Source organism: Alkalisalibacterium limincola, from assembly GCF_008017755.1.
Taxonomy (GTDB): Bacteria; Pseudomonadota; Gammaproteobacteria; order Xanthomonadales; family Xanthomonadaceae; genus Alkalisalibacterium; species Alkalisalibacterium limincola.
In genome coordinates, this window is the sequence record NZ_VRTS01000004.1 from 100672 (window position 1) to 123202 (window position 22531).

Genomic DNA, 22531 nt, shown 5'->3' on the forward strand with positions numbered 1-22531 from the left:
CAGGCTGCGGGACGGCCAATCCGGGCGCCCGATCACGCCAACGCGCTCAGGCCAGCCGGATCAGCCCGTCCATCACCGTCACCGCGCGTCCACCCAGGTGGATGCCGTCCTCGTCCACGTGCATCGCCACCCGGCCATCGCGGCCCAGTTCGCGGCCCTGGCTTGCGACCCACTGCTTCGCCGGCAGTGCATCGTGGGCCTGCAGGAACGCGGCGATCGCCGCATTGCCGCTTCCGGTGACCGGGTCCTCGGGAATGCCGTCGGCCGGGCAGAAGCAGCGAACCGCCATGGCGATGCCGTCCTCGTCCGAGGGGCCGTACACCGCCACGCCGACCGCCCCGCGTGCGAGCGTCAGCGCCGACAGGCGCGCCATGTCCGGGGACAGCGCCCGCACGGTGGACGCCGAGTCGAACCCCGCCACCCACCACTGCGGCCCGTTGTCCACCACCTGCGGTGCCGGGTCGGGCAACGGTGTCGCACCCAGCGCGCCGGCCAGGGCCTCGACATCGCCGGGCACCGGCGCCGAGAGTCGCGCTTGCGGTGCCTGCACGTGGATCGTGCGACCGACCCCGTCGGCATCGGCGTCGACCCGCACGGGCAGCAGGCCCGCTCCGCACTCCTGCACCATGCACCATCCTCCGCGGTCGCCAGCCCTGCCTCGAGCACGGCATGGGCGGTGCCCACGCTGGGGTGGCCGGCGAACGGCAGCTCCTGGCGCGGGGTGAAGATGCGCACCCGGTAGCTGGCGCCGGGTGCCGTCGGTGGCAATACGAAGGCGGTTTCGGAGAGGTTGGTCCAATGCGCGATGCGCTGCATCTGTCCGCCGTCCAGGCCCGCCGCATCGAGGACGACCGCGACCGGGTTGCCGTGAAACGGGGTCGAAGTGAACACGTCGACCTGCTTGAAGGAGACTGCGCGCATGGGCCGTTCCTGCCGTGGGTGGGGCCCGTGATGCTATCAATCCGGCGCGCGTGGTGTGGTGGCCGCGATGGCGTGGGGGAAAACCACCGCCAAATCCCCGATAATCCGTGCGTGGTGCGCAAAGGCGCGTACCGACTGCCACTCCATCAAGGAACCCCATGAGCAGCGCATCCCCCGCGCCTGGCGCCGTGTCGCCGGGCTGGATCGTCCTGAAGTTCGGAGGTACCAGCGTGAGTCGTCGCGCGCGCTGGGACACGATCGGACGATTGATGCGAAAACGCCTCGAGGAGGAGGGGACGGGCGTGCTGGTCGTGGTGTCTGCCCTGTCCGGCATCACCAACGCATTGCAGGCGATCATCGACGGCCATGCCGACGTGTCCGCCGTGCGCGACGCGGTGGCCTCGATCATCGAGCGTCACCGCGCCTTCTGCGGCGAGCTGGAGGTCGATGCCGACGCGGTGCTTGGAGATCGCTTCCAGGCCCTGGAGGCGCTGGCCGACGACGCGCGCCGTGCCACCGCCGAACTCGACTGGCAGGCCGAGCTGCTGGCGCAGGGCGAGCTGATGTCCTCGATGCTGGGCGTGGCCTACCTGCGGTCCGGCGGGCTGGACCTGGCCTGGACCGATGCCCGCGACTGGCTGCAGGCCCGGGCGCTGCCCAACCAGAGCGCCTGGGGCCGGCGCCTGTCGGCCACCTGCGATCTCGAGGGTGCGACGGGTGTGCGCCAACGCTTCGCTGCGAACGGACGCCTGCAACTGAGCCAGGGCTTCATCGTGCGTGGCGACGACGGCGCACCGCGGTGCTCGGCCGTGGCGGTTCGGACACGTCCGCGGCCTGCTTCGGCGCGCTGCTCGGCGCCTCGCGCGTGGAGATCTGGACCGACGTGCCGGGCATGTTCAGCGCCAACCCGCGCCAGGTGCCCGACGCGCGCCTGCTGCAGCGACTGGACTACGAGGAGGCGCAGGAGATCGCCACCACCGGCGCGAAGGTGCTGCACCCGCGATGCATCCACCCTTGCCGGGAGGCCGGCGTGCCGTTGTGGATCCGCGACACCGAACGGCCTGACTTTCCCGGCACCGTCATCGACGCCCGGGCGGCGAGCGTTCCGGGCGTGAAGGCGATCAGCTCGCGCGGCGGCATCGTGCTGGTGTCGATGGAGACGATCGGCATGTGGCAGCAGGTCGGCTTCCTCGCCGAGGTGTTCGACCGCTTCCGCCGCCACGGGCTGTCGGTGGACATGATCGGCTCCTCGGAGACGAACGTGACGGTGTCGCTGGATCCGAGCGAGAACCTGGTGAACACCAATGTGCTCGAGGCGCTGAGCGCCGACCTGGCGACGATCTGCCGGGTCAAGGTGATCGCCCCGTGTGCGGCGGTGACGCTGGTGGGCCGCGGCATGCGTTCGCTGCTGCATCGGCTGTCCGACGTGCTGGCGGAGTTCGGCCGCGAGCGGGTGCACCTGATCTCGCAGAGTTCCAACGACCTCAACCTGACCTTCGTCATCGACGAAGGGCTGGCGGACGGCCTGTTGCCGCGCCTGCACGAACTGCTGATCGGGTCCGGCGCGATGCCGGCGGCGGAATCGGCGGTGTTCGGCGTGGCCTGGAACCGGCTCGATGCACCCGACGCCGTGCGCACGCCACCGTGGTGGATGCGCGAGCGCGAACGCCTGCAGGCGACCGCGCAGGCCGGCACGCCCTGCTACGTCTACCACCTGCCGACCGTGCGTGAACGCGCGCGCGAGCTGATGGGGGTGGACGCGGTCGACCAGCGCTTCTTCGCTCTCAAGGCCAATCCGCACCCGAAGGTGCTGCAGGCGCTGGAGGTCGAGGGCTTCGGCTTCGAGTGCGTGTCGGCCGGGGAGCTGGCGCACCTGTTCGAGGTGTTGCCGGAGCTCTCGCCACAGCGGGTCCTGTTCACCCCGAGCTTCGCCCCGCGCAGCGATTACGCCGACGCGCTACGGCGCGGCGTGCACGTCACGATCGACAATGCGTTCGTGCTGCGGCAGTGGCCGGAGCTGTTCCAGGGCCGCTCGCTGATGCTCAGGCTGGATCCCGGGTTCGGCTCCGGGCATCACGAGAAGGTGCGCACCGGCGGCAAGGAGGCGAAGTTCGGCCTGGCGCTCGACGCCTTGCCCGACCTGCTCGATGCGGTGCGCGCGGTCGAGGCGCGCATCGTCGGACTGCACGCGCACATCGGCAGTGGCATCCACGATGCCGGCCACTGGCGCGAAGTCTACGGACGCCTGGCGGCCGTGGCCGAGGGGATCGGCACGGTGTCGGTGATCGATGTGGGTGGCGGACTGGGCGTGGCCTACGACCCGGACGCCAGCCCGTTCGACATCGCCGCCTACGCCGCCGCGCTGTCCGAGGTGAAGCAGGCCTACCCGCGCTACCGCCTTTGGATCGAACCCGGCCGCTACCTGGTGGCCGAGGCCGGCGCACTGCTGCTGGGCGTCACCCAGGTGGTGGAGAAATCCGGGGTGCGCCGCATCGGTGCCGATGCCGGCATGAACGTGCTGCTGCGCCCGGCGCTTTACAACGCCTGGCACGAGATCGTGAACCTGGACCGGCTCGACGAGCCGCCCGGCCGGCCGGCCGAAGTGGTGGGGCCGATCTGCGAGACGGGCGATGTGCTCGGCCGTCGCCGTGCGCTGCCCGAGGCCAGACCAGCGGCGACGTGCTGCTGGTCGGCCACGCCGGGGCCTACGGTGCGGTCATGGCCAACACCTACAACCTGCGCGCCCTGCCGCGCGAGGAAGTCATCGATGTCTGAGTGGAAATTCGACCGCGACGCGATCGCGCGCTTTCGCTTCGTGCGAAGCACGCTGGATGTCGACAGCGGCGAGGCACAACTGGTCTATGCGTTCGACGACGGCCCGGAGCTGGTCGAGACGGTGCGTTTCCCCGGTGCCCCGTTCCGGCTCGACACCGCGCGCCGCGCGGCGGTCGAGCGCGCCTTGCGCCTGCTGCACCTGATCGCCGGCGTGAGCTACTACAAGGCGGCGGTGCCGGCGCACATCGTGGTCGAGGACGGGGCCTTGGACCCGCAGACCGAGGCGCTGCTGGTCGAGGTCTACGAGAACGGCCTGGGCGAGTTCGCCTACCGCAATGGACTGGCGCTGCGCGGCAACGTGCGCTTCGAGCATGCCGGCTTCCCCGGCAGCGGGTCCGGTGGCGCACCGGCGCTGGGCCTGTCTTCGCGTGCGCTGGTGGCGATCGGGGGCGGCAAGGACTCGCTGGTGTCGATCGAGGCTTTGCGTCGTGCCGGTGTCGAGCAGACGGTCGGCTGGATCGGCTCCAGCCAGTTGATCGCCGCGTGTGCCCAGCGCACCGGCCTGCCCACGCTCACCATCCAGCGTGCGCTGGCGCCGCAGCTGTTCGACTTCAACCAGAACGGCGCCTACAACGGTCATATCCCGGTGACGGCGGTGAACTCCGCCATCCTGGTGGTGGCGGCGCTCCTGCACGACCACGGACAGGTGGTGTTCTCCAACGAACGCTCCGCCAGCTACGGCAGCCTGATTCCCGGCACCGGAGAGGTGAACCACCAGTGGTCGAAGGGCTGGGATTTCGAGCAGCGCTTCGCCGCGCTGGTGAAGTCGACCGTCGCCAGCGACCTGGTCTATTACTCGCTGCTGCGGCCCTTGTCGGAGCTGGCCGTGGCACGACAGTTCGCCCGCAGCGACCGCTACGACGCGCACTTCTCCAGCTGCAACCGCAACTTCCACATTCTTGGTCCACGTCCGGCCAGCCGCTGGTGCGGCCAGTGTCCGAAATGCCACTTCGTGTTCCTGGCGCTGGCGCCGTTCATGCCCAAGCCCAGGCTGGTGGCGATCTTCGGTGCCAACCTGCTCGACGAGCCGAGGCTGGCGCCGGGGTTCGACGCGCTGATCGAGTACCGCGACCACAAGCCGTTCGAGTGCGTGGGCGAGGGGCAGGAGTCGCGCGCTGCCTTCGCGGCGCTGGCCGCGTCGCCGGCCTGGCGCGAGGATTCGCTTGTCCAGCGCTTCGCGCGCGAGGTGCAGCCGCAGCTCGGGGAACAGCCGGGCTTGGCAAGCCTGCTGCCGGCAGCCGACACTCATGGTATTCCCGAGGCGGTGTGGGCGAAGGTCAGTGAAGATTTCCGGGCTTGAAGGACACAGGGTTGCGTTGTGGGGCTGGGGCAGGGAAGGGCGCGCCGCATATGCGGCGATCCGCGACCGCCTGCCGCGGCTTGAGCTGACCCTGTTTTGCAGCCCGGAGGAGGCCGCGGTGGCCGAGGGGATCGGCGACCCGGCGCTGCACGTGCACACGGCAGTCGACGCCGAGCAGCTTTCTTCGTTCCAGATCGTCATAAAGTCGCCGGGCATCAGTCCCTACACGTCACCCGCGGCCGATGCGGCGCTGGGCGGTACGCGCTTCATCGGCGGCACCTCGCTGTGGTTCGCGGAGAACCCCGACGCGCGGACCGTATGCGTGACCGGCACAAAGGGCAAGAGCACCGCCACCGCCCTGGTGGCCCACCTGTTGCGCGCCGGCGCCACCGCACCGCGCTGGCCGGCAATATCGGCCTGCCGCTGCTCGAGCTCCTCGATGCGCAGCCGGCGCCGGAGTTCTGGGCGATCGAGCTGTCGAGCTACCAGACCCGCGAGGCCAGCCTGCCCGACGTGGCGGTCGTGCTGAACCTGTTCCCCGAGCACCTGGACTGGCACGGCAGCGAGGCGCGCTATTACGAGGACAAGCTGGCGCTGCTGTTCGAGGCCTCGCCGACGCGTGCGCTGATCAACGGTGCCGACGCGCGCCTGAAGAGCCTGCGCTTGCCCAGCGAGGTGCTGCGCTTCAACGTCCCCGAGGGCTGGCATGTCGACGACGGGCACGTCTGCCGGGGGCGCACCCGGGTGCTGGAGCTGCGCAAGCTGCCCCTGCGCGGCCAGCACAATGGCAGCAACCTGTGCGCGGCCTTGGCCGCGGTGGAGGCGCTCGACCTCGACGCCGTGGCGCTGGCGCCGGGCGTGGCGTCGTTCCAGGCCCTGCCGCACCGGCTGCAGAGCGTCGGCAACGACGGTGGCATCGAGCTGGTCAATGATTCGATCTCCACGACGCCACACGCCACGCTTGCCGCGCTGGACTGCTTCCGCGGTCGGCGCGTGGCCCTGCTGGTCGGGGGCTACGACCGCGGCATCGACTGGGGCGTTTTCTACGAGCGCATCGGCCGCGAGGCGCCCGCAGCGATCGTGACGATGGGCCAGAACGGGCCGCGCATCCACGAGAAGCTCAAGGCGCTCAACGCCAACGAACGTTTCATGCTGGCCGAGGCCTCGGAGATGGAGGAGGCGGTTGGGCTGGCGCGCAGGGCCCTGGGCAGCGAAGGCGTGTTGCTGCTTTCCCCGGGGGCGCCCAGCTTCCCGCGCTACCGCGACTACACCGAGCGCGGAGCCCACTTCGCCCGCGCCTGCGGCCTGAAGGCCGCCGACGTCACGGCGATCCAGGGTCTGGGCATCGCCTGAGCGCTCACGTCGGCTGAACACACACGGCTCGACACTTCTCCATTCACATGACTGAAGGGGTCCGCCATGCGCCGCAGAATCCTCGCCCTGGCCTGTGTCCTGGCCGCCGCTCCGGCCTTCGCCGCTCCGGAAGCCTCGCCGGTCTCCTGGACCCACGACGGCGAAACCTTCTCCGGCTTCATCGTCCATGACCCGACCGCCGAGGGCGATCGCCCCGGCCTGGTGATGGTGCCCAACTGGATGGGCGTGAACGACTCGGCGGTCGAAAAGGCCAAGGCGATCGTGGAGCGCGGCTACGTGGTGCTGGTGGCCGACATGTACGGCGAGGGCGTGCGCCCGACGGACACCGCAGAGGCCTCGGCCGCGGCCCGGGCCGTGTACGGCGACCGGGAGCGTGCCCGCGGCCGCATCAACACCGCGCTCGACACGCTGCGCGCCCAGGAGGACGTGGGGCTGGATACCAGCAAGCTGGGCGGCATCGGATTCTGTTTCGGTGGTGCGATGGTCCTGGAGCTCGCGCGCAGCGGCACCGACCTGGGCGGCGTGGTCAGCTTCCACGGCAGCCTCGACACTAGTGAACCGGCGGCACCCGGCGCGGTGCGCACGCCGATGCTGGTGCTCAACGGCGCCGACGACCCGATGGTGTCGGCCGAGGAGATCGCCGGGTTCCAGGAGGAGATGACCCGGGCCGGCGCGGACTGGCAGTTCGTCAACTTCGCCGGCGCGGTGCACTGCTTCGCCGAATCCGACGCCGACTCCGGAGCCGCCTGCCAGTACCACGAGCGCTCGGCGAAGCGTGCCTACCGGATGATGGACGGCTTCTTCGAAGAGGTCTTCGCCGACTGAGTCGCCCTCGCTGGGGTCAGTGCTTGCGCGCCACCGCGTAGCGCGCCAGCCCGCGCAGTGCGCCGATCCAGTCGTTGTCGGGGAGGCCGTCGAGCGCGCGCTCGGCGGCCTCGGCATAGGTGCTGGCCTGTTCGCGGCTGTAGTCCAGGCTGCCGGCCGCCTGGATCGCGGCCATGACCTCGGGCAGCGCATCCACTTCGCCGTGCTCGACGATCCAGCGCAGGCGCTCACGGCGCTCGCCATCGGCATGGGCCATCGCGTGGATCAGCGGCAGCGTGGCCTTGCCCTCGGCCAGGTCGTCGCCGAGGTTCTTGCCCATCGTTTCGGCGTCGGCGGTGTAGTCGAGCACGTCGTCGGCGATCTGGAACGCGTAGCCCAGGTCCATGCCGAAGCGGTGCATGCGCGCCTGGGTGGCCTCGTCCGCTCCAGCCAGCAGTGCCCCCAGCCGGGTCGCGGCCGCGAACAGCACGGCGGTCTTGCGCTCGATCACGCGCAGGTAGGCCGCCTCGTCGGTGTCGGGGTTGCGCACGTGCAGCAACTGCAGCACCTCGCCCTCGGCGATCAGGTTGGTGGTGTCGGCCAGGATGCGCATGACCGGCATCGAGTCGAGCTCGACCATCAGCTGGAAGCTGCGCGAGTAGAGGAAATCGCCCACCAGCACGCTGGGTGCGTTGCCCCAGACCGCATTCGCGGTGGAGCGGCCGCGGCGCAGGTCGGACTCGTCGACCACGTCGTCGTGCAGCAGCGTCGAGGTATGGATGAACTCGATGATCGCGGCGAGCTGGGTGTGGGCTTCGCCCTGGTAACCCAGCCCGCGCGCGGCCAGCGCCGCCAGCATCGGCCGCAGGCGCTTGCCGCCGGCGGCGATGATGTGTTCCGACACCTGGTTGATCAGCAGCACGTCCGAGGCCAGCCGGTGTCGGATCAGGGCGTCGATCGCATCCATCTCGCCCTCCACCAGGGTCCGGATGGCGTCGAATTCGAGCACGGTGGCGGAAGGCTCGGTTTGCAGGGCGTGGCTGTCCATGGGCTCGCGCGGTGCGGGGGAACCCCGATTATACGGGCCGGCGCCCGTGGGTCGGTCGTGATGACGCCCCCGCTACCGGTTTCTACTACCCGCCGTCCGGTCGACCGACGCCTGCGGAGGGTCGTCCCGCCGTCTATACTGCGTGCCTGATTCCCGCGCCACGACGGCGCGACCTGACGAAGAGGACCTGCATACATGGCCCGTGGCATCAACAAAGTCATCCTGGTGGGCAACCTCGGCAACGACCCGGAAGTGAAGTACACCCAGGCCGGGGCGCCGATCACGACCATCTCGGTGGCCACCACCGACGCGTGGAAGGACAAGAACACCGGCCAGATGCAGGAGCGCACCGAGTGGCACCGGGTGAAGTTCTTCGGTCGCCTGGCCGAGATCTCCGCGGAGTACCTCAAGAAGGGCCGCCAGGTCTACATCGAGGGCAGCCTGCGCACCGACAAGTACACCGGCAAGGATGGCATCGAGAAGTACTTCACCGAGATCATCGCCAACGAGATGCAGATGCTCGGCGGCATGGGCGGCGGTGAAGGTGGTGGTGGTGGTGGTGGTGGCGGTGGCTACTCCCGCGGGAGCGACCGTGGTGGCGCCCAGGGCGGCCAGGGCGGCGGCCAGGAGCGCCAGCAGCCCTCGCGCCAGGCACCGGCGGACAATGGATTCCCGGACGACGACATCCCGTTCTGAATCCGGCGCCTTCCCGCCGATCCGTGGAAAAGCCCGCCAGTTGCGGGCTTTTTCCGTTTTGCGGCAGGGTTCGTTAGACCCGGTCCCTGCGCCTCCCGTATGCTCTGGCGGTCGAATCCACCCCGGGGAGTGGCCGCATGGCCAAGTGGCTGCGTGTTCCGCACACGCTGGTATTGCTGTTCGCGATGATGGTGGCGGCCCTGGCCGCCACCTGGGTGTTGCCGCAGGGCGGATTCGAGACGGCCACCAACGAGGCGGGACGCGATCTGGTGGTGCCCGGCACCTACGCCCGGGCCGACGAGCGCGTGGTGCTGTTGCCCGACACGCTGTTCACCGTCGTGCCGCGCGCACTGGCCGCTTCGCAGGACATCATCTTCTTCGTGCTCATCGTCGGGGGCGCGATCTCGGTGCTGCGCGCCACCGGCATGATCGACGCGGCGCTGGGCGCGGTGCTGCGACGCATCGGCCACAGTCCCGGCCTGCTGATCATGATCGGCATGGGCGTGTTCGCGGCGGGCTCGAGCGCGATCGGCGTGGCCGAGGAGTACATCCCGTTCGCCGCGATGCTCATCGCTTTGTGCGTGGCGATGCGCATGGACGTCATGACCGCGATGGGCATCCTCGTCGTCGGCTATGGCATTGGCTACGGCGTGGCGGTGCTCAACCCGTTCACGGTGCAGGTGGCACAGGGCGTGGCCGGCGTGGCACCGACCTCGGGCTGGGAGTTCCGCCTGGCCCTGTTCCTGCCGTTCCTGGCGATCGGCGTGCACCACGTGTGGTCCTACGCAAGGCGGGTGCAGGCCGATCCGTCGGCGAGCCTGATGGCCGGCATCGAGGTGTCGCACCCGCCACCGGCCGAATACCCGCCGCTGGACGGACGCCGCCTGGCCGTGTTGTTGCTGTCGGTGCTGACGCTGGTGCTCATGGTCTGGGGCATCGCGCAGCAGGGCTGGTACCTGGTCGAGCTCGGTGCACTCTTCCTCGGCCTGGCGATCTTCGCCGGAGTCATTGGCGGCCTCGGGCTGGACATCACCGCCAAGCGCTTCGCCGACGGCGCCGCCGAGCTGGCGACCACGGCGCTGCTGATCGGCTTCGCGCGGTCGATCGGCATGATCCTCGAGGACGGCCAGGTGCTGCACACGATCGTGCACGGCCTGGCCGGGCCGCTGGGCCAGGTCGGTGCCTACGGTGCCGCGGTCGGCATGATGCTGATCCAGTCGGTGCTCAATCTGTTCATCCCGTCCGGTTCGGGCCAGGCCTTCGTGACAATGCCGATCATGGCGCCGCTCGGCGACCTGGTCGGGGTCAGCCGGCAGGCCTCGGTGCTGGCCTTCCAGTTCGGCGATGGCCTGATGAACATGATCGTGCCGACCAACGTTGTGCTGATGAGCATCCTCGGAATCGCCGGCATTCCCTACGACCGCTGGTTCCGGTTCGTGTTTCCCCTCATCCTCAAGCTGCTCGCCGCGGCCGCGATCGCGATGGTGATCGCCGTGGCCATCGGCTACCAATGACCCTGCCTGTCCTCCCGGGAGAATCTCCATGACCCTGCGAACCTCGACCCTGCTGCTGCTGGCTCTTGCCGCCACCGGTGCCACGGCCGCCGAGCGTGGCTTCACCGCCCGTGATCTGGTGGTGCTCGACCGCGCCTCGGCCCCCACGCTGTCGCCGGACGGGCGGTGGCTGGTGCACGCGCTTCGCGAGGCCGACTTCGAGGCCGACAGCGCGAAGACCGCGCTGTACGTGCGCAACCTGCTGACCCGGGACATGCGGCCGCCCGCGCGGCTGACGCCCCAGGACATGAGCGTGTCCAGCCCATCCTTCGCTCCCGACGGCGAGACGGTGTACTTCCTGTCGGCCAAGAGCGGCTCGAACCAGTTGTGGTCGATGCCGGTCACCGGTGGCGAGCCGGTGCAGGTGAGCGACTATCCGCTGGGCATCGGCAGCTACCGCCTGGCGCCGGACGGTCGCCAGGTCGCGGTGAGCTTCGAGGTGTTCCCCGATTGCACGAACCTGGCCTGTACCCGGGACCGGCTGCAGGAGGCCCGCGACGGCAAGACCAGCGGCCAGCACTACGAGCGTCTTTTCGTCCGCCACTGGGACACCTTCAAGGATGGCCGCCTGAACCAGTTGTTCGTGGCCAGCCTCGAGGACGGGCGCCTGGCGGGCGAGCCGCGGCGCATCGCGTTCGGCGGCGACGTGCCATCCAAGCCGTTCGGTGGCAGCGACGACTATGCCTGGTCGCCGGACGCCGCCTCGCTGGTGTTCAGTGCCCGCGTGGCGGATGCCCAGGAGCCGTGGTCGACCAATTTCGACCTGTACCACGTGCCGGCCGATGCGTCGGCCGCGCCGCGCAACCTGACCCCGGACAATCCGGCTTCCGACACCGGGCCGGTGTTCTCGCCGGACGGTACCAGGCTGTACTACCGCGCGATGCGCAGGCCCGGCTTCGAATCCGACCGCTACCAGATCACCGAACTGGACCTGGGCTCGGGCGAGCGCCGCGAGATCGCCGCGGACTGGGATCGCTCGGCCTATTCCCTTGCGGTGTCGGCTGACGGACAGACGCTGTACACGGTGGCCTTCGACCTCGGCCAGCGCCCGCTGTTCTCGGTCGACATCGAGGAGGGCACGGTGATGCAGCTCAGTGGCAAGGGCACCGTCGGCGGTTTCGACCTGGCGGGCGACACGCTGGCGTTTACCCGCGAGACGCTCGACAGCCCGGCGGAGGTCTTCGTCGCGCGCGCCAACGGCAGCGCCGAGCGGCAGATCACCACGCTCAACAGCGAACGCCTCGAGGGCGTCGGCTTCGGCGAGGCGGAGCAGTTCACGTTCGAGGGCTGGAACGACCAGACCGTGCACGCCTACGTGGTCAAGCCGTGGAACTTCACCGAGGGCGAGCGCTACCCGGTGGCCTTCATCATCCACGGCGGCCCGCAGGGCTCGATGGGCAACAGCTTCCATTACCGCTGGAACCCGCAGACCTATGCCGGTGCCGGCTACGCGGTGGTCTTCGTCGACTTCCACGGTTCGGCCGGCTATGGCCAGGAGTTCATGGATTCGATCAGCGGCGACTGGGGCGGCAAGCCGCTCGAGGACCTGCAAAAGGGCTGGGCCGCTGCGCTGGAGCGCTACGACTTCCTCGACGGCGACCGCGCCTGCGCGCTCGGCGCCAGCTATGGCGGCTACATGGTCAACTGGATCGCCGGCAACTGGCCCGACGGCTTCAGCTGCCTGGTCAACCACGCCGGCGTGTTCGACACCCGCTCGATGTACTACGCCACCGAGGAACTGTGGTTCATGGAGTGGGAGTTCGGTGGACCGCAGTTCCAGGTCCCGGCCGACTACGAGCGCCACAACCCGGTCAATTTCGTGACCAACTGGAAGACGCCGATGCTGGTGATCCACGGCCAGAAGGATTACCGCGTCCTGGTCGAGCAGGGTCTGGCCACCTTCACCGCTTTGCAGCGGCAGGGCATCCCCAGCGAGTTCCTCTATTACCCGGACGAGAACCACTGGATCCTGCGCCCGCAGAACTCGGTGCAGTGGCACGAGACCGTCAAGGCCTGGATGGCGCGCTGGACCGGCGGGGAAAACTGAACCGGGCGGTGTAGAATGGCGGCTTGGGTGGCCCGGGCCGCCCTGCGCAGCCACGACCCCGCGGGTGTTGCGACCGCCCAGGAACCACCGGCCCACCTATGCCGAATACAACGAACATCGTCGACATAGCGGCATTGCGCCGCAGCTGTTCGCAGTGCTCGCTGCAGCAGCTGTGCCTGCCGGCGGGCATCGGCAGTGTCGACCTGCAACGCCTCGACGAGCTGGTGCGCAAGCGCCGGCCCCTCGCGCGGGGCGATGCGCTGTTCCAGGTCGGTGCGCCCCTGCAGTCGCTTTTCGTGGCGCGCGAAGGTGCGTTCAAGACCACCGCGCTGGCCGAGGACGGCTCGATGCAGGTCATCGGCTTCCACCTGCCCGGTGAGCTGATGGGCCTGGATGCCCTTGGCGGCGGTACCCACCGCTGCGACGCCGAAGCGCTGGAGCCGGCCGAGGTGTGCGAGGTACCGATGGCGGAGCTGGGCCGGGTCGCGGCGCAGATCCCCTCGCTGCAGCAGCAGTTCCTGCGCGTCATCGGCCAGAGCATGGGCCGCGACCAGGACCATCTGGAAATGATGGGCCGGCGACACGCCAACGAGCGTGTCGCGCTGTTCCTCCACGGCCTGTCCGAGCGCCTGCGCAAGCTGGATCGTTCCGGGGACCACATCACGCTGCCGATGAGCCGCGAGGATATCGCCAGCTACCTCGGCCTGGTCATCGAGACGGTCAGCCGCACCTTCGGGCGCTTGCAGGACGATGGCGTGATCGCGGTGCGCGGGCGCAAGCTGCAGATCCTCGACCACGCCAAGCTCGACCAGCTGGCGCACGATCCCGACGAGGCACGCGCCCGCAGCTGAGGGTGGGCGTCACGCTCCCGGCAGGGTGCGGCAGCCCAAGGCCTCCAGCAGTGCGTGCACCGCCGGTATCCTGGCCAGCCAGGGGGCTGCCAGCGTCAGCATCCCGGCAGCGAAAATCACGCCTGCGGCGGCCATCCTTGCGCCTGGGCGCGCCAGCCAGCCCGCAAGCCGGGTACCGCTCCAGGTCAGCGGCAGCATCACCGGCAAGGTGCCCAGGCCGAAGGCGGCCATGATCAGTCCGCCGTTGAGCGCATCCACGCTCAGCCACGCGCCACCAGCAAGGTGGCGCTGAGTCCGCACGGCATCCATCCCCACATCATGCCCACGGCCAGCCGTCGCGGCAGCGTGTTCGCCGGCAACAGCCGCCGCTGCAGCGGGGCGAGCAGGCGCCACAACCCGGCGCCAGGCCGCGACAAAAAGGCCAGCTTTCCGTGGCGGTCGAGCAGGCGCAGCGCGACGACGATCAACACCAGGCCCACCGCCATGCGCGCCCCCAGCACCAGGCCCTCGGCGCGCGCCAGGGTCAGCAGCCCGGCGCCGAAGCCGCCGACGATCACGCCGGCCACGATGTAACCCCCCACCCGTGCCAGGTTGACCTGGACCGCGGTGGCGAGTGGTGCCTGGCCGCCGGAGCCCATCGCGATGCCGGTGGCGATGCCGCCACACATCGCGGCGCAATGCAGGCCGCCCATGAGCCCCGCCAGCAGCGCTGCGCTGATCGTCAGCCAGTCAATCGGCACGGGGTGCGTGTTGCCCGTCGTCGTCGTGGGCGGGTCGCGCACCCGCCGCTTCGTCGGCATCCGCCGCGACGCTGGTGTCCTGCTCGACGTCGCTCGTTCGGGGGCTCGGCTCGTCCACCAGGATCTGCACCGCCGGAGTCTCCAGGTCGTCGAACTGGCCACGACGCACTGCCCATACGAACGCCCAGACTGCCAGGCCCAACAGCGCGAGGCTGATCGGCACGAGGAAGACCATGCTGCTCACGTGGCACGCGGCTGCAGGGGGCGGGGGCTTGCTTCGGGCATGGCCCGTATCCTACGCGCAGGACGCGCACGTGCCAGGCGCAGGGCATTGAACGTCACCAGCAGCGAGGACCCGGCCATGCCCAGCGCGGCGATCCAGGGCGTCACCAGGCCCGCCGCGGCGAAGGGCAGGGCGATGACGTTGTAGGCGCCCGCCCAGGCGAGGTTCTGGCGGATGATGCGGCGCGTGCGCCGGGCCAGCTCGATCGCGTCCGGGAGGCGTTCCAGCGCACTTCCGGCCAGCACCAGGTCGGCGCTGCGGTGGGCCAGGGCCGCGCCGCCGGCCATCGCGATGGAGACATCGGCACCCGCCAGTACCGGTGCGTCGTTGATGCCGTCGCCGATCATCGCGACGACGCGACCTTGCGACTGCAGCTGCCGGACGCGCGCCAGTTTGTCCTCGGGCGACTGCCGCGCCCGCCAGGTGCCGATACCGGTGGCGCCGGCCACCAGGCTGGCGGCCACGCCACTGTCGCCGGTCAACATCTCGGGCGGCAGACCCAGCGCATCCAGGCGCGTCACCGCCGCGGCGGCATCGGCGCGTGGCCGGTCGGCGAAACCCAGCCTGGCGTGAGCGGTGAAGCCATCGCCAAGCCAGACCGCGCCGTCGTCGTGGCGGCCGGCGGCGAAATCGGCGCGACCCACGCGCATGCGCCGGCCCGCGACTTCTCCTTCCACGCCACGACCCGCATGGATCACCACCCGACGCGCGGACGCCACGTCCACGTCCCGGAAGGCGGCCGCCAGGGGATGCCCGGATTCGCGCTCCAGCGCGGCGACACTGGCCAGCACCTGGGCGCGGTCGAGGGTGCCGAACAACTCCAGGTCGACCAGGCTTGGGCTGCCGTCGGTCAACGTGCCGGTCTTGTCGATGAGCAGGGCGTCGGCCCGCGCCAGCGTGTCGAGTGCATCGGGTCGCAGCGACAGCACGCCCAGTCGCGCCAGCGCACCGTGGCTGGTGCCAAGCGCGGTCGGGATGGCGAGCGACAGCGCGCAGGGGCAGCTGATCACCAGCACCGCCAGCATCACCTCGAAGGCCCGCTCCGGTGCGATATGCCACCAGGTGGCGAACACCAGCGCGGCGATGACGAACAACGAGACGACGAAGCGGCTCGCGAACGCCTCGGCCACCTGGGCCACGCGCGGGCGCTGGTTCTGCGCTTCCTCGACCAGCCGCACGAGATGCGACAGGCGCGTGTCCTGTCCGGTGCGCTCCACGCGCAGCCGCGTGGCAGCCCCCCGACAACTGCTGCCGGCCAGTACCGGTTCGCCCACGCGTCGCGGCACCGGGTGCGACTCGCCGGTCAGCAGTGCTTCGTCGAACTCTCCGTCATCGAGCAGTACGCCGTCGGCGGGAACGGTTTCGCCACCGGGCACTCTTACGATGTCGCCGACGGCCAGCGACGCCAGTGGCACCTGTTCGCTGCGGCCTGCCCCGTCGAGTCGCCAGGCGAGTGCCGGACGTGCACGCGACAGCGTGTCGACCGCGGCGTTGGCGCGGTGCCGGGCGAAGGCTTCCAGCGCGCGCGCGGCCAGCAGCAGGAAGACGAACATCACCGCCGCATCGATCCATACGTGGGGGCCCCCGCGCAGTGTCTCCACCAGGCTGGCGCCGTAGGCCAGCAGCACCGAGGACGCCACCAGCGTATCCATGCCGAGGCGACCGAAGCGCACCTCGCGCAGCATGCCCGAGATGAAGGGCCAGCCGCTGTAGAACACGACCGGGGTTGCCAGGAGAAACGCGATCCAGCGGAAGAAATCGCGCGTGGCGACCGGCATCTGGTTGTCGAAGTCCAGGTACAGCGCCTCGGCGAACATCATCGCCTGCAGCATGCCCAGGCCAGCGACGCCCAGGCGGATGAGCATCGTCCGGTTCTCGCGCCGGCGCTCGCGTTCCAGCGCCTCGCCGGGTGCCAGATGCGGCCGATAGCCAATCGACGCCAGCGCCTCCAGCGCCTGAGAGATCGGCATGCGGTCGGGGTTCCATGCGATCACCACGCGGCCGGTCACGGCGTTGGCCCGCACATCGTCGATGCCGGGCAGCCTGCGCAGCGCACGGTCGATCAGCCAGGCGCAGGCGGCGCAGCGCATGCCCTCGACGAGGACGGTGATCTCGCGACCGGTGGCGGTCTCGCGGCTGTGGCCTGCCAGCACGTCGGCCCGGTCCCAGGCGCTGTAGTCGGCGCGCTCCTCGCCCACCCGCAGGCCCTCGACATCACGGATGCGGTAGTAGTCGCCCAGGCCCGCGTCGCGGATCCAGCGGGCCGCACCGGCGCAGCCGTGGCAGCAGAAGGCGCGCGGGGTGCCGTCCAGGGACTCGACTGGGTGCCCGCCCGGCAGTGCCTCGCCGCAGTGGAAGCAGGCCGTGTGCGCCATCAGCTGTCGGTCAGCGCCGGGTGCAGGCGCACGCCATCGGCATCCGCGGCCAGGCGCGCGATCAACCGCCATTGCCCGTCGGCCGGGGACAGCACCACTTTCCAGTCGTGCCGGCGCGTAGCCTCCATGCGGCCGATGTAGCCTGCGTTGTGGCGGACCAGGGGCACCTCGATGTCGCCGGCAGCCGCCGTCGGATGGACCAGGCGCAATTCCAGCCGGGCATCGCCGGGCGCGTCACCCTCCACGAAATCCAGCACCACCGCGCCCGTGCCGCGGTCCACGCGCAGCTGTGCGCGCAGTCCCAGCGCCTGCGCGTGGGCATCGGCCGCGATGTCCCCCACCTGTGCCTTTCCGGTGCGCCGAACCTCCTGCGGAATCGCGTCGGCGCCGCCGGCATGGATGGCGATTCCCAGCAGGCTGAAGCCTGCGACCACCGACATCAGCGGCAGGCCGAGCACCAGCGCCATCATCGGCTCGCGGTACCAGGGGCGCGGCGCATTCGAGGTGTCGTGGTTCATGGCATGGGTCCAAAGAAGCGGCTTTCGTGGCGGGTGCGGATGGCGGGTTCGTCAAGGCTCTGCACGGTGAACACGACGTCGTGGCGGCCACTGGCTTCGCCGGGCTCCGAACGCAGCGTCACCACGACCGTGACCACCTCCTCGGCCGCGGTCTCCACCCTGACCGGGGCGCCGGGAAGGCTGATGCCGGCCGTGGGCGCGATGTCCACACTGTACGTGTGGGGTCGCGGCTGCTTGTTGACCAAACGCAAGGTGTACACGTTTTCCACGCCGCCATCGGCCATTTCGCGGTAGAGGGCATTGCGGTCGCGCATCACGTCGAACTCGAGTGGCGCGCGGTTGATGACCGACCAGGTCCAGGTGGCGAAGATCCCGCCCAGGAGGAGGCCGTAGATGAGGATGCGTGGGCGCAGGATCCGCTGTGGCTTGCCCTCCATCGAGGTCTGCGTGGTATGACGGATCAGCCCCCGCGGGTAGCCGATCTTGTCCATCACCTCGTCGCAGGCGTCGATGCAGGCGGCGCAGGCGATGCACTCGTATTGCAGGCCATTGCGGATGTCGATGCCGGTCGGGCAGACCTGCACGCACAGCGTGCAGTCGATGCAGTCGCCGAGGTCCTCGGGCTTTTCGACCCGGGGCGCCTCGCCGGCGTCCAGCTTCAGCAGGTCGGTGCTCACCCGCGCTGCCACCCGTGCATCGGCCGCGGAGCGCTGCCGTGCCGCCGCCACCACCGCGGCTTCGGCCTGCTTCACGCCGAGCAGGCCGCGGGCGCGTTCGAGCACGCTGCCCAATCCGCGCTTGCGCGAGCCACGCGGTTCGCCGCGCATCGGGTCATAGGCGATGATCAGCGTATTGCGGTCGAACATCGCGCTCTGGAAGCGTGCGTAGGGGCACATGTACTTGCACACCTGCTCGCGCAGCACGCCGGCGTTGCCCCAGGTGGCCAGGCTGTAGAACAGCACCCAGAAGATCTCCCAGCCTCCCCATTGGAAGGGCACCAGGCGCACGCCCAGGTCGCGGATTGGAGTGAACAGGCCGACGAAGGTGAACCCGGTCCACAGCGCCAGCAGCAGCCAGGCGGCGTGCTTGGAGCCCTTGCGCAGCACCTTCTCGCGGTTCCACGGACCCGCGTCGAGCTTCATCCGCTTGTGGCGGTCGCCCTCGGTCTTCTTCTCCACCCACAGGAAGATCTCGGTCCACACCGTCTGCGGGCAGGCGTAGCCGCACCACAGGCGCCCGGCCAGCGCGGTGAAGAAGAACAGGGTCAGCCCGGCCATGATCAGCAGCACGGCCAGGAAGAAGAAGTCCTGTGGCCAGAAGGTCAGGCCGAAGATATGGAACTTGCGCGCCGGCAGGTCCAGCAGCACGGCCTGGCGGCCATCCCAGGTGAACCACGGTGCGGCGTAGAACCAGCCCAGCAGCAGCCAGGCCGCGATCGTGCGCAGGCGCTGGAATCGGCCCTGGATGTCACGTGGGTACACCTTGCCTTCCGAGACGTAGAAACTCTCGTGGCCTGCGTGTTCCAGCGTGGAGGGAATGGTCTTGCTCATCGTGTCTCGCGGGTTGCCGGGGGGAGGGCCCGACACGCTGCCGGGCGGCATCGCGGGCGCGTCAGTCGCGCGGCAGCGGACGATTGAAGCGGCTGGAGGGGCGCAGCAGGATCCAGGTGAAGGTGCAGGCGCTGGCGGTGCAGGCCCAGAACATGAAGAAGCCGATCGAGTAGCCGACGCCGCGCCCTATCTCGAAGTCCGGCCAGGTCATCTGCGCCAGCTGCACCGGATCGACGAAGGCGAAGAACACCATCGTCGCCACGCCGGCGGCGAAGAAGCTGGGCCACAGGATCGCCCCGAGCCGCTGTGCCAGCGGCCGGGGCGGATGGTCGAAAGGCGTGTTCATTCGCGTGCCGGCGTGTCCTGGCCCAGCGACCACAGGTAGGCGCCCACCAGGCGGGCCCGGGTCTCGCCGATGATCGGCCCGTGCGCCGGCATCTGCCCATGGCGCCCGTGGACGATGCTGTGGCGGATGCTGTCGAAGTCGCCGCCGTAGGTCCACACGCCGTCGGTGAGGTCGGGCGCGCCCAGGGCCGGATTGCCGGTGCCGTCCACGCCATGGCAGGCGGCGCAGACCATGAAGCGGGAACGGCCGGCGGCGGCGAGCTGGGGATCGACCCGACGACCCGACAGGCTCTGGGTGTACACGACGGCCTCGGTGATCGCCTGTTCCGACCCCAGTACCGCCCCCATTGGCGCCATCACGCCTTCACGGCCGTCGAGGATGCTGGTGAGGATCTGGTCGGGCGTGCCGCCCCAGTTCCAGGAACCGTCGGCCAGGTTGGGGAAACCACGCGCGCCGCGTGCGTCGGAACCGTGGCAGGTGGCACAGAAGTTGCCGAACACCGAACGCCCCAGTGCCACCGCGTCGGGCTCGTTGGCGAGGTCGTCGATCGAGCGGCCCTGGAAACGCGCGAACACCGGTGCCATCCGCGCCTCGGCCGCCGCCACGTCGGCGTCGTGCTGGCCCGCCGAGGTCCATCCGCCGTAGCCGGCGAAGTTGCCCAGGCCCGGATACCAGGCCAGGTATCCGATGGCGAAGATGATCGTCAGCCAGAACAGGTTGATCCACCACTTCGGCAGGGGCTTGTTGTATTCGGTGATGTCCCCGTCCCAGTAGTGGCTGGTCTGCTCCGGCGCCGGGTCGCCGGGCCGGCGCTTGGCCGTCCACCACAGCAGCCAGGCGCAGCCGGCGATGTTGAGGACAACGAGGGTGATGATGAACCAGGACCAGAAGCCGCTCATGGTCAATCCTTGTCGGGGTTGTCGTCTTCGAGCGGCAGGCGCGAGGCCGCGTCGAAGTCTTTCTTGCGCTTGGCGCTGAAGGCCCAGATCGAGCCGCCGATGAAGGCGACCAGCAGGACCGCGGTGATGATGCCGTTGATGATTCCGACGTCCATGGCTGCCTCACTGTGCCCGGGGCGCATGGCGCCCCAGGCCCTGCAGGTAGGCGATCACCGCTTCCATCTCGGTGCGGCCCTCGACATCGGCGGGAACCGCCTCGACCTGCTCGTCGGTGTAGGGGTCGCCCAGGCGCTGCAATGCGCGGATGCGCCGCTGTACGCTGCGGCCGTCGAGCTCGCGCTCCTCGAGCCAGGGGTAGCCGGGCATGTTCGATTCCGGCACCACGTCGCGCGGATTGATCAGGTGCACGCGGTGCCACTCGTCGGAGTAGCGGCCGCCCACCCGGGCCAGGTCCGGGCCGGTGCGCTTGGAGCCCCACTGGAAGGGCCGGTCGTACACCGACTCCCCGGCCATCGAATAGTGGCCGTAGCGCTCGGACTCGAAGCGCAGCGTGCGCACCATCTGCGAATGGCAGTTGTAGCAGCCCTCGCGCACGTACACGTCGCGCCCTGCCAGCTCCAGCGCCGGGTAGGGCTCCACGCCCGGAAGCGGCTCCACCGCCTCGGCCTGGTACATCAGCGGGACGATCTCGGCGAGGCCGCCGAAGCTGATCACCACCGCGATCAACACCGCCATCAGGCCGACGTTCCTTTCAACTTTCTCGTGACTGTTTGCCATGTCCTCGGGCTCCTCAGGCGTGGCTGACGTGGTCGGCGGGGTCGAGCACCGGGCTTTCTTCGGCGTCGCGGGCCATCTGGAAGGTCTTGTAGACGTTCCATGCCATCACCAGCATGCCGGCCAGCACGATGACCCCACCCAGCAGGCGCACCAGGTAGTAGGGATAGGTGCGTGCCAGCGACTCCACGAAGGTGTAGGTCAGCGTTCCGTCTTCGTTCGCGGCGCGCCACATCAGGCCCTGCATGACGCCGGCGATCCACATCGAGGCGATGTAGAACAGCGTGCCGATCGTGTGCATCCAGAAGTGCAGGTCGATGAGCTTGATCGAGTACATCGACTTCAGGCCCAGCGTCATCGGATAGACCATGTACATCGCGCCGATCGTGATCATCGCCACCCAGCCCAGTGCACCTGCGTGCACGTGGCCCACCGTCCAGTCGGTGTAGTGGCTGAGCGCGTTGACGGTCTTGATCGACATCATCGGGCCCTCGAAGGTGGCGATCATGTAGAAGGAGATCGCCACGATGAGGAACTTGATGATCGGGTCGGTGCGCAGCTTGTGCCAGGCGCCAGACAGCGTCATGACGCCGTTGATCGCGCCGCCCCAGCTCGGCGCCAGCAGGATCAGGCTGAACACCATGCCGAGGTTCTGCGCCCAGTCGGGCAGCGCGGTGTACTGCAGGTGGTGCGGACCGGCCCACATGTAGATCGCGATCAGCGCCCAGAAGTGCACGATCGACAGGCGGTAGGAGTAGATCGGGCGGCCGACCTGCTTGGGCACGTAGTAGTACATGATCCCGAGGAAGCCGGCGGTCAGGAAAAAGCCGACCGCGTTGTGCCCGTACCACCACTGCACCATCGCATCCACCGCGCCGGTGTAGATCTGGTAGGACTTCCAGCCATCCGCCGGCAGCGCCAGGTTGTTGACGATGTGCAGCAGCGCGACGGCGATGATGAAGGCGGCGAAGAACCAGTTCGCCACGTATATGTGCGGGATGCGGCGCTTGGCGATCGTGCCGAAGAACAGCACCGCGTAGGACACCCACACCACCGCGATGGCGATGTCGATCGGCCACTCCAGCTCCGCGTACTCCTTGCCCTGGGTGAAGCCCAGCGGCAGCGTGATCGCGGCGGCGACGATGATCAGTTGCCAGCCCCAGAACACGAAGCTGGCCAGCTTGTCGGAGATCAGCCGGACGTGGCAGGTGCGCTGGACCACGTGCAGGCTGGTGGCCATCAGCGCGGAGCCGCCAAAGGCGAAGATCACCGCATTGGTGTGCAGCGGGCGCAGCCGACCGTAGCTCAGCCAGGGAATGTCGAAGTTCAGCGACGGCCAGTACAGCTGGGCGGCGATGATCACGCCCACCAGCATGCCGACGATGCCCCAGACCAGGGTGGCGACGGCGAAGTGGCGGACGACCGTGTCGTTGTACGTCTCGTTGGGTGTCCGCGCGCGGCCCGATGGGGCCGCCGCGGGGGCAGGCTGCGTGGCGAGGTTCATTCCGGGTCCCCGGTGGCTGTTGCCGGGGATTGTCCAAGGCCGGACGCCCCGGTCGCTTGACGCAGGTCAAGTTGGCGACTGGATCCGGATGGCGGGGCGCGTGCCCGGCGTGC

Annotated in this window: 19 protein-coding genes and 3 pseudogenes; 8 read left to right on the forward strand and 14 right to left on the reverse strand. The window is 69.4% G+C overall.

Going from position 1 to position 22531, the window contains the following annotated elements; all coding sequences use genetic code 11:
- Positions 1–46 precede the first annotated feature (46 nt).
- Entirely contained in the window at positions 47–628 is a 582-nt protein-coding gene (locus tag FU658_RS07325; protein WP_321167735.1) for a PhzF family phenazine biosynthesis protein, read from the reverse strand.
- A gap of 71 nt (positions 629–699) precedes the next feature.
- A pseudogene (locus FU658_RS15730) lies at positions 700–921 on the reverse strand (PhzF family phenazine biosynthesis protein); the annotation flags it as partial.
- Positions 922–1079: 158 nt separating this feature from the next.
- Between FU658_RS15730 and FU658_RS07330 the strand changes: the two are divergent.
- The 4 genes and pseudogenes from FU658_RS07330 (at position 1080) to FU658_RS07345 (ending at position 7255) form a co-directional block, all read left to right on the forward strand.
- Positions 1080–3696 (forward strand): annotated as a pseudogene (locus FU658_RS07330) (bifunctional aspartate kinase/diaminopimelate decarboxylase).
- Positions 3689–5056 carry a UDP-N-acetyl-alpha-D-muramoyl-L-alanyl-L-glutamate epimerase gene (murL, locus tag FU658_RS07335; RefSeq protein ID WP_147891482.1) on the forward strand — a complete coding sequence of 456 codons (1368 nt, stop codon included), beginning with the start codon at positions 3689–3691 and terminating at the stop codon, positions 5054–5056. Before FU658_RS07330 ends, murL begins: the two are co-directional and overlap by 8 nt.
- Positions 5037–6409: pseudogene (gene murD, locus FU658_RS07340) on the forward strand (UDP-N-acetylmuramoyl-L-alanine--D-glutamate ligase). The gene murL and the pseudogene murD overlap by 20 nt, the downstream one beginning before the upstream one ends.
- 66 nt (positions 6410–6475) lie before the next feature.
- On the forward strand, positions 6476–7255 hold the full coding sequence (locus tag FU658_RS07345) for a dienelactone hydrolase family protein (RefSeq protein ID WP_147891483.1): 780 nt from the start codon (positions 6476–6478) through the stop codon (positions 7253–7255).
- Positions 7256–7271: 16 nt separating this feature from the next.
- Here the strand turns inward: FU658_RS07345 and FU658_RS07350 are convergent, their stop codons facing one another.
- The gene (locus FU658_RS07350; RefSeq protein WP_147891484.1) at positions 7272–8282 is read right to left on the reverse strand and encodes a polyprenyl synthetase family protein; all 1011 of its coding nucleotides are present in this window, start codon (positions 8280–8282) and stop codon (positions 7272–7274) included.
- A gap of 195 nt (positions 8283–8477) precedes the next feature.
- Here FU658_RS07350 and ssb point away from each other — a divergent pair, with 195 nt between their 5' ends.
- From ssb to FU658_RS07370, 4 genes are all read left to right on the forward strand, one after another.
- The gene (gene ssb, locus FU658_RS07355; protein ID WP_147891485.1) at positions 8478–8978 is read left to right on the forward strand and encodes a single-stranded DNA-binding protein; all 501 of its coding nucleotides are present in this window, start codon (positions 8478–8480) and stop codon (positions 8976–8978) included.
- 137 nt (positions 8979–9115) lie between these two features.
- Entirely contained in the window at positions 9116–10492 is a 1377-nt protein-coding gene (locus FU658_RS07360; protein ID WP_147891486.1) for a YfcC family protein, read from the forward strand.
- 28 nt (positions 10493–10520) lie between these two features.
- Positions 10521–12578, forward strand: coding sequence for a dipeptidyl-peptidase 5 (locus FU658_RS07365; RefSeq protein WP_147891487.1), 2058 nt, complete (start codon positions 10521–10523; stop codon positions 12576–12578).
- Between the two features lie 98 nt (positions 12579–12676).
- A complete protein-coding gene (locus FU658_RS07370; RefSeq protein ID WP_147891488.1) occupies positions 12677–13429 on the forward strand; it encodes a helix-turn-helix domain-containing protein in 753 nt (250 codons plus the stop codon).
- Between the two features lie 9 nt (positions 13430–13438).
- Here the strand turns inward: FU658_RS07370 and FU658_RS15180 are convergent, their stop codons facing one another.
- The 11 genes from FU658_RS15180 to ccoN form a co-directional block, all read right to left on the reverse strand.
- Positions 13439–13729, reverse strand: coding sequence for an urease accessory protein UreH domain-containing protein (locus tag FU658_RS15180; protein ID WP_255505473.1), 291 nt, complete (start codon positions 13727–13729; stop codon positions 13439–13441).
- Entirely contained in the window at positions 13690–14169 is a 480-nt protein-coding gene (locus FU658_RS07375) for a sulfite exporter TauE/SafE family protein (RefSeq protein WP_255505474.1), read from the reverse strand. Before FU658_RS07375 ends, FU658_RS15180 begins: the two co-directional genes overlap by 40 nt.
- Positions 14159–14404, reverse strand: a complete 246-nt coding sequence (ccoS, locus tag FU658_RS07380; RefSeq protein ID WP_255505489.1) for a cbb3-type cytochrome oxidase assembly protein CcoS — start codon at positions 14402–14404, stop codon at positions 14159–14161. Before ccoS ends, FU658_RS07375 begins: the two co-directional genes overlap by 11 nt.
- 5 nt (positions 14405–14409) lie before the next feature.
- Complete coding sequence (locus FU658_RS07385; protein ID WP_147891490.1) at positions 14410–16827, reverse strand: heavy metal translocating P-type ATPase; 2418 nt, start codon at positions 16825–16827, stop codon at positions 14410–14412.
- Positions 16827–17345: a FixH family protein gene (locus FU658_RS07390; protein ID WP_147891491.1), complete on the reverse strand. Its 519-nt coding sequence runs from the start codon at positions 17343–17345 to the stop codon at positions 16827–16829. The genes FU658_RS07385 and FU658_RS07390 overlap by 1 nt, the downstream gene beginning before the upstream one ends.
- A complete protein-coding gene (locus FU658_RS07395; RefSeq protein ID WP_147891492.1) occupies positions 17342–18895 on the reverse strand; it encodes a 4Fe-4S dicluster domain-containing protein in 1554 nt (517 codons plus the stop codon). Before FU658_RS07395 ends, FU658_RS07390 begins: the two co-directional genes overlap by 4 nt.
- 61 nt (positions 18896–18956) lie before the next feature.
- Positions 18957–19241: a hypothetical protein gene (locus FU658_RS07400; protein WP_147891493.1), complete on the reverse strand. Its 285-nt coding sequence runs from the start codon at positions 19239–19241 to the stop codon at positions 18957–18959.
- Positions 19238–20140, reverse strand: coding sequence for a cytochrome-c oxidase, cbb3-type subunit III (ccoP, locus tag FU658_RS07405; protein ID WP_147891494.1), 903 nt, complete (start codon positions 20138–20140; stop codon positions 19238–19240). Before ccoP ends, FU658_RS07400 begins: the two co-directional genes overlap by 4 nt.
- A gap of 2 nt (positions 20141–20142) precedes the next feature.
- Positions 20143–20295 (reverse strand): cbb3-type cytochrome oxidase subunit 3, encoded by a 153-nt coding sequence (locus tag FU658_RS07410; protein WP_147891495.1) that lies wholly within the window; start codon positions 20293–20295, stop codon positions 20143–20145.
- Between the two features lie 7 nt (positions 20296–20302).
- Positions 20303–20917: a cytochrome-c oxidase, cbb3-type subunit II gene (gene ccoO / locus FU658_RS07415; RefSeq protein WP_147891496.1), complete on the reverse strand. Its 615-nt coding sequence runs from the start codon at positions 20915–20917 to the stop codon at positions 20303–20305.
- A gap of 13 nt (positions 20918–20930) precedes the next feature.
- Positions 20931–22418 (reverse strand): cytochrome-c oxidase, cbb3-type subunit I, encoded by a 1488-nt coding sequence (gene ccoN / locus FU658_RS07420; RefSeq protein ID WP_147891497.1) that lies wholly within the window; start codon positions 22416–22418, stop codon positions 20931–20933.
- Between the last annotated feature and the right edge of the window lie 113 nt (positions 22419–22531).

Bases quoted from the DNA above. Each gene is read 5' to 3' on its own strand.
- ssb (WP_147891485.1), top strand. From the start codon at position 8,478: ATGGCCCGTGGCATCAACAAAGTCATCCTGGTGGGCAACCTCGGCAAC.
- FU658_RS07350 (WP_147891484.1), bottom strand. From the start codon at position 8,282: ATGGACAGCCACGCCCTGCAAACCGAGCCTTCCGCCACCGTGCTCGAA.
- FU658_RS07400 (WP_147891493.1), bottom strand. From the start codon at position 19,241: ATGAACACGCCTTTCGACCATCCGCCCCGGCCGCTGGCACAGCGGCTC.
- FU658_RS07390 (WP_147891491.1), bottom strand. From the start codon at position 17,345: ATGAACCACGACACCTCGAATGCGCCGCGCCCCTGGTACCGCGAGCCG.
- FU658_RS07370 (WP_147891488.1), top strand. From the start codon at position 12,677: ATGCCGAATACAACGAACATCGTCGACATAGCGGCATTGCGCCGCAGC.
- FU658_RS07325 (WP_321167735.1), bottom strand. From the start codon at position 628: ATGGTGCAGGAGTGCGGAGCGGGCCTGCTGCCCGTGCGGGTCGACGCC.
- FU658_RS07395 (WP_147891492.1), bottom strand. From the start codon at position 18,895: ATGAGCAAGACCATTCCCTCCACGCTGGAACACGCAGGCCACGAGAGT.
- ccoS (WP_255505489.1), bottom strand. From the start codon at position 14,404: ATGGTCTTCCTCGTGCCGATCAGCCTCGCGCTGTTGGGCCTGGCAGTC.
- ccoP (WP_147891494.1), bottom strand. From the start codon at position 20,140: ATGAGCGGCTTCTGGTCCTGGTTCATCATCACCCTCGTTGTCCTCAAC.
- FU658_RS07360 (WP_147891486.1), top strand. From the start codon at position 9,116: ATGGCCAAGTGGCTGCGTGTTCCGCACACGCTGGTATTGCTGTTCGCG.
- FU658_RS07410 (WP_147891495.1), bottom strand. From the start codon at position 20,295: ATGGACGTCGGAATCATCAACGGCATCATCACCGCGGTCCTGCTGGTC.
- murL (WP_147891482.1), top strand. From the start codon at position 3,689: ATGTCTGAGTGGAAATTCGACCGCGACGCGATCGCGCGCTTTCGCTTC.
- FU658_RS07385 (WP_147891490.1), bottom strand. From the start codon at position 16,827: ATGGCGCACACGGCCTGCTTCCACTGCGGCGAGGCACTGCCGGGCGGG.
- ccoN (WP_147891497.1), bottom strand. From the start codon at position 22,418: ATGAACCTCGCCACGCAGCCTGCCCCCGCGGCGGCCCCATCGGGCCGC.
- FU658_RS07365 (WP_147891487.1), top strand. From the start codon at position 10,521: ATGACCCTGCGAACCTCGACCCTGCTGCTGCTGGCTCTTGCCGCCACC.
- ccoO (WP_147891496.1), bottom strand. From the start codon at position 20,917: ATGGCAAACAGTCACGAGAAAGTTGAAAGGAACGTCGGCCTGATGGCG.
- FU658_RS07345 (WP_147891483.1), top strand. From the start codon at position 6,476: ATGCGCCGCAGAATCCTCGCCCTGGCCTGTGTCCTGGCCGCCGCTCCG.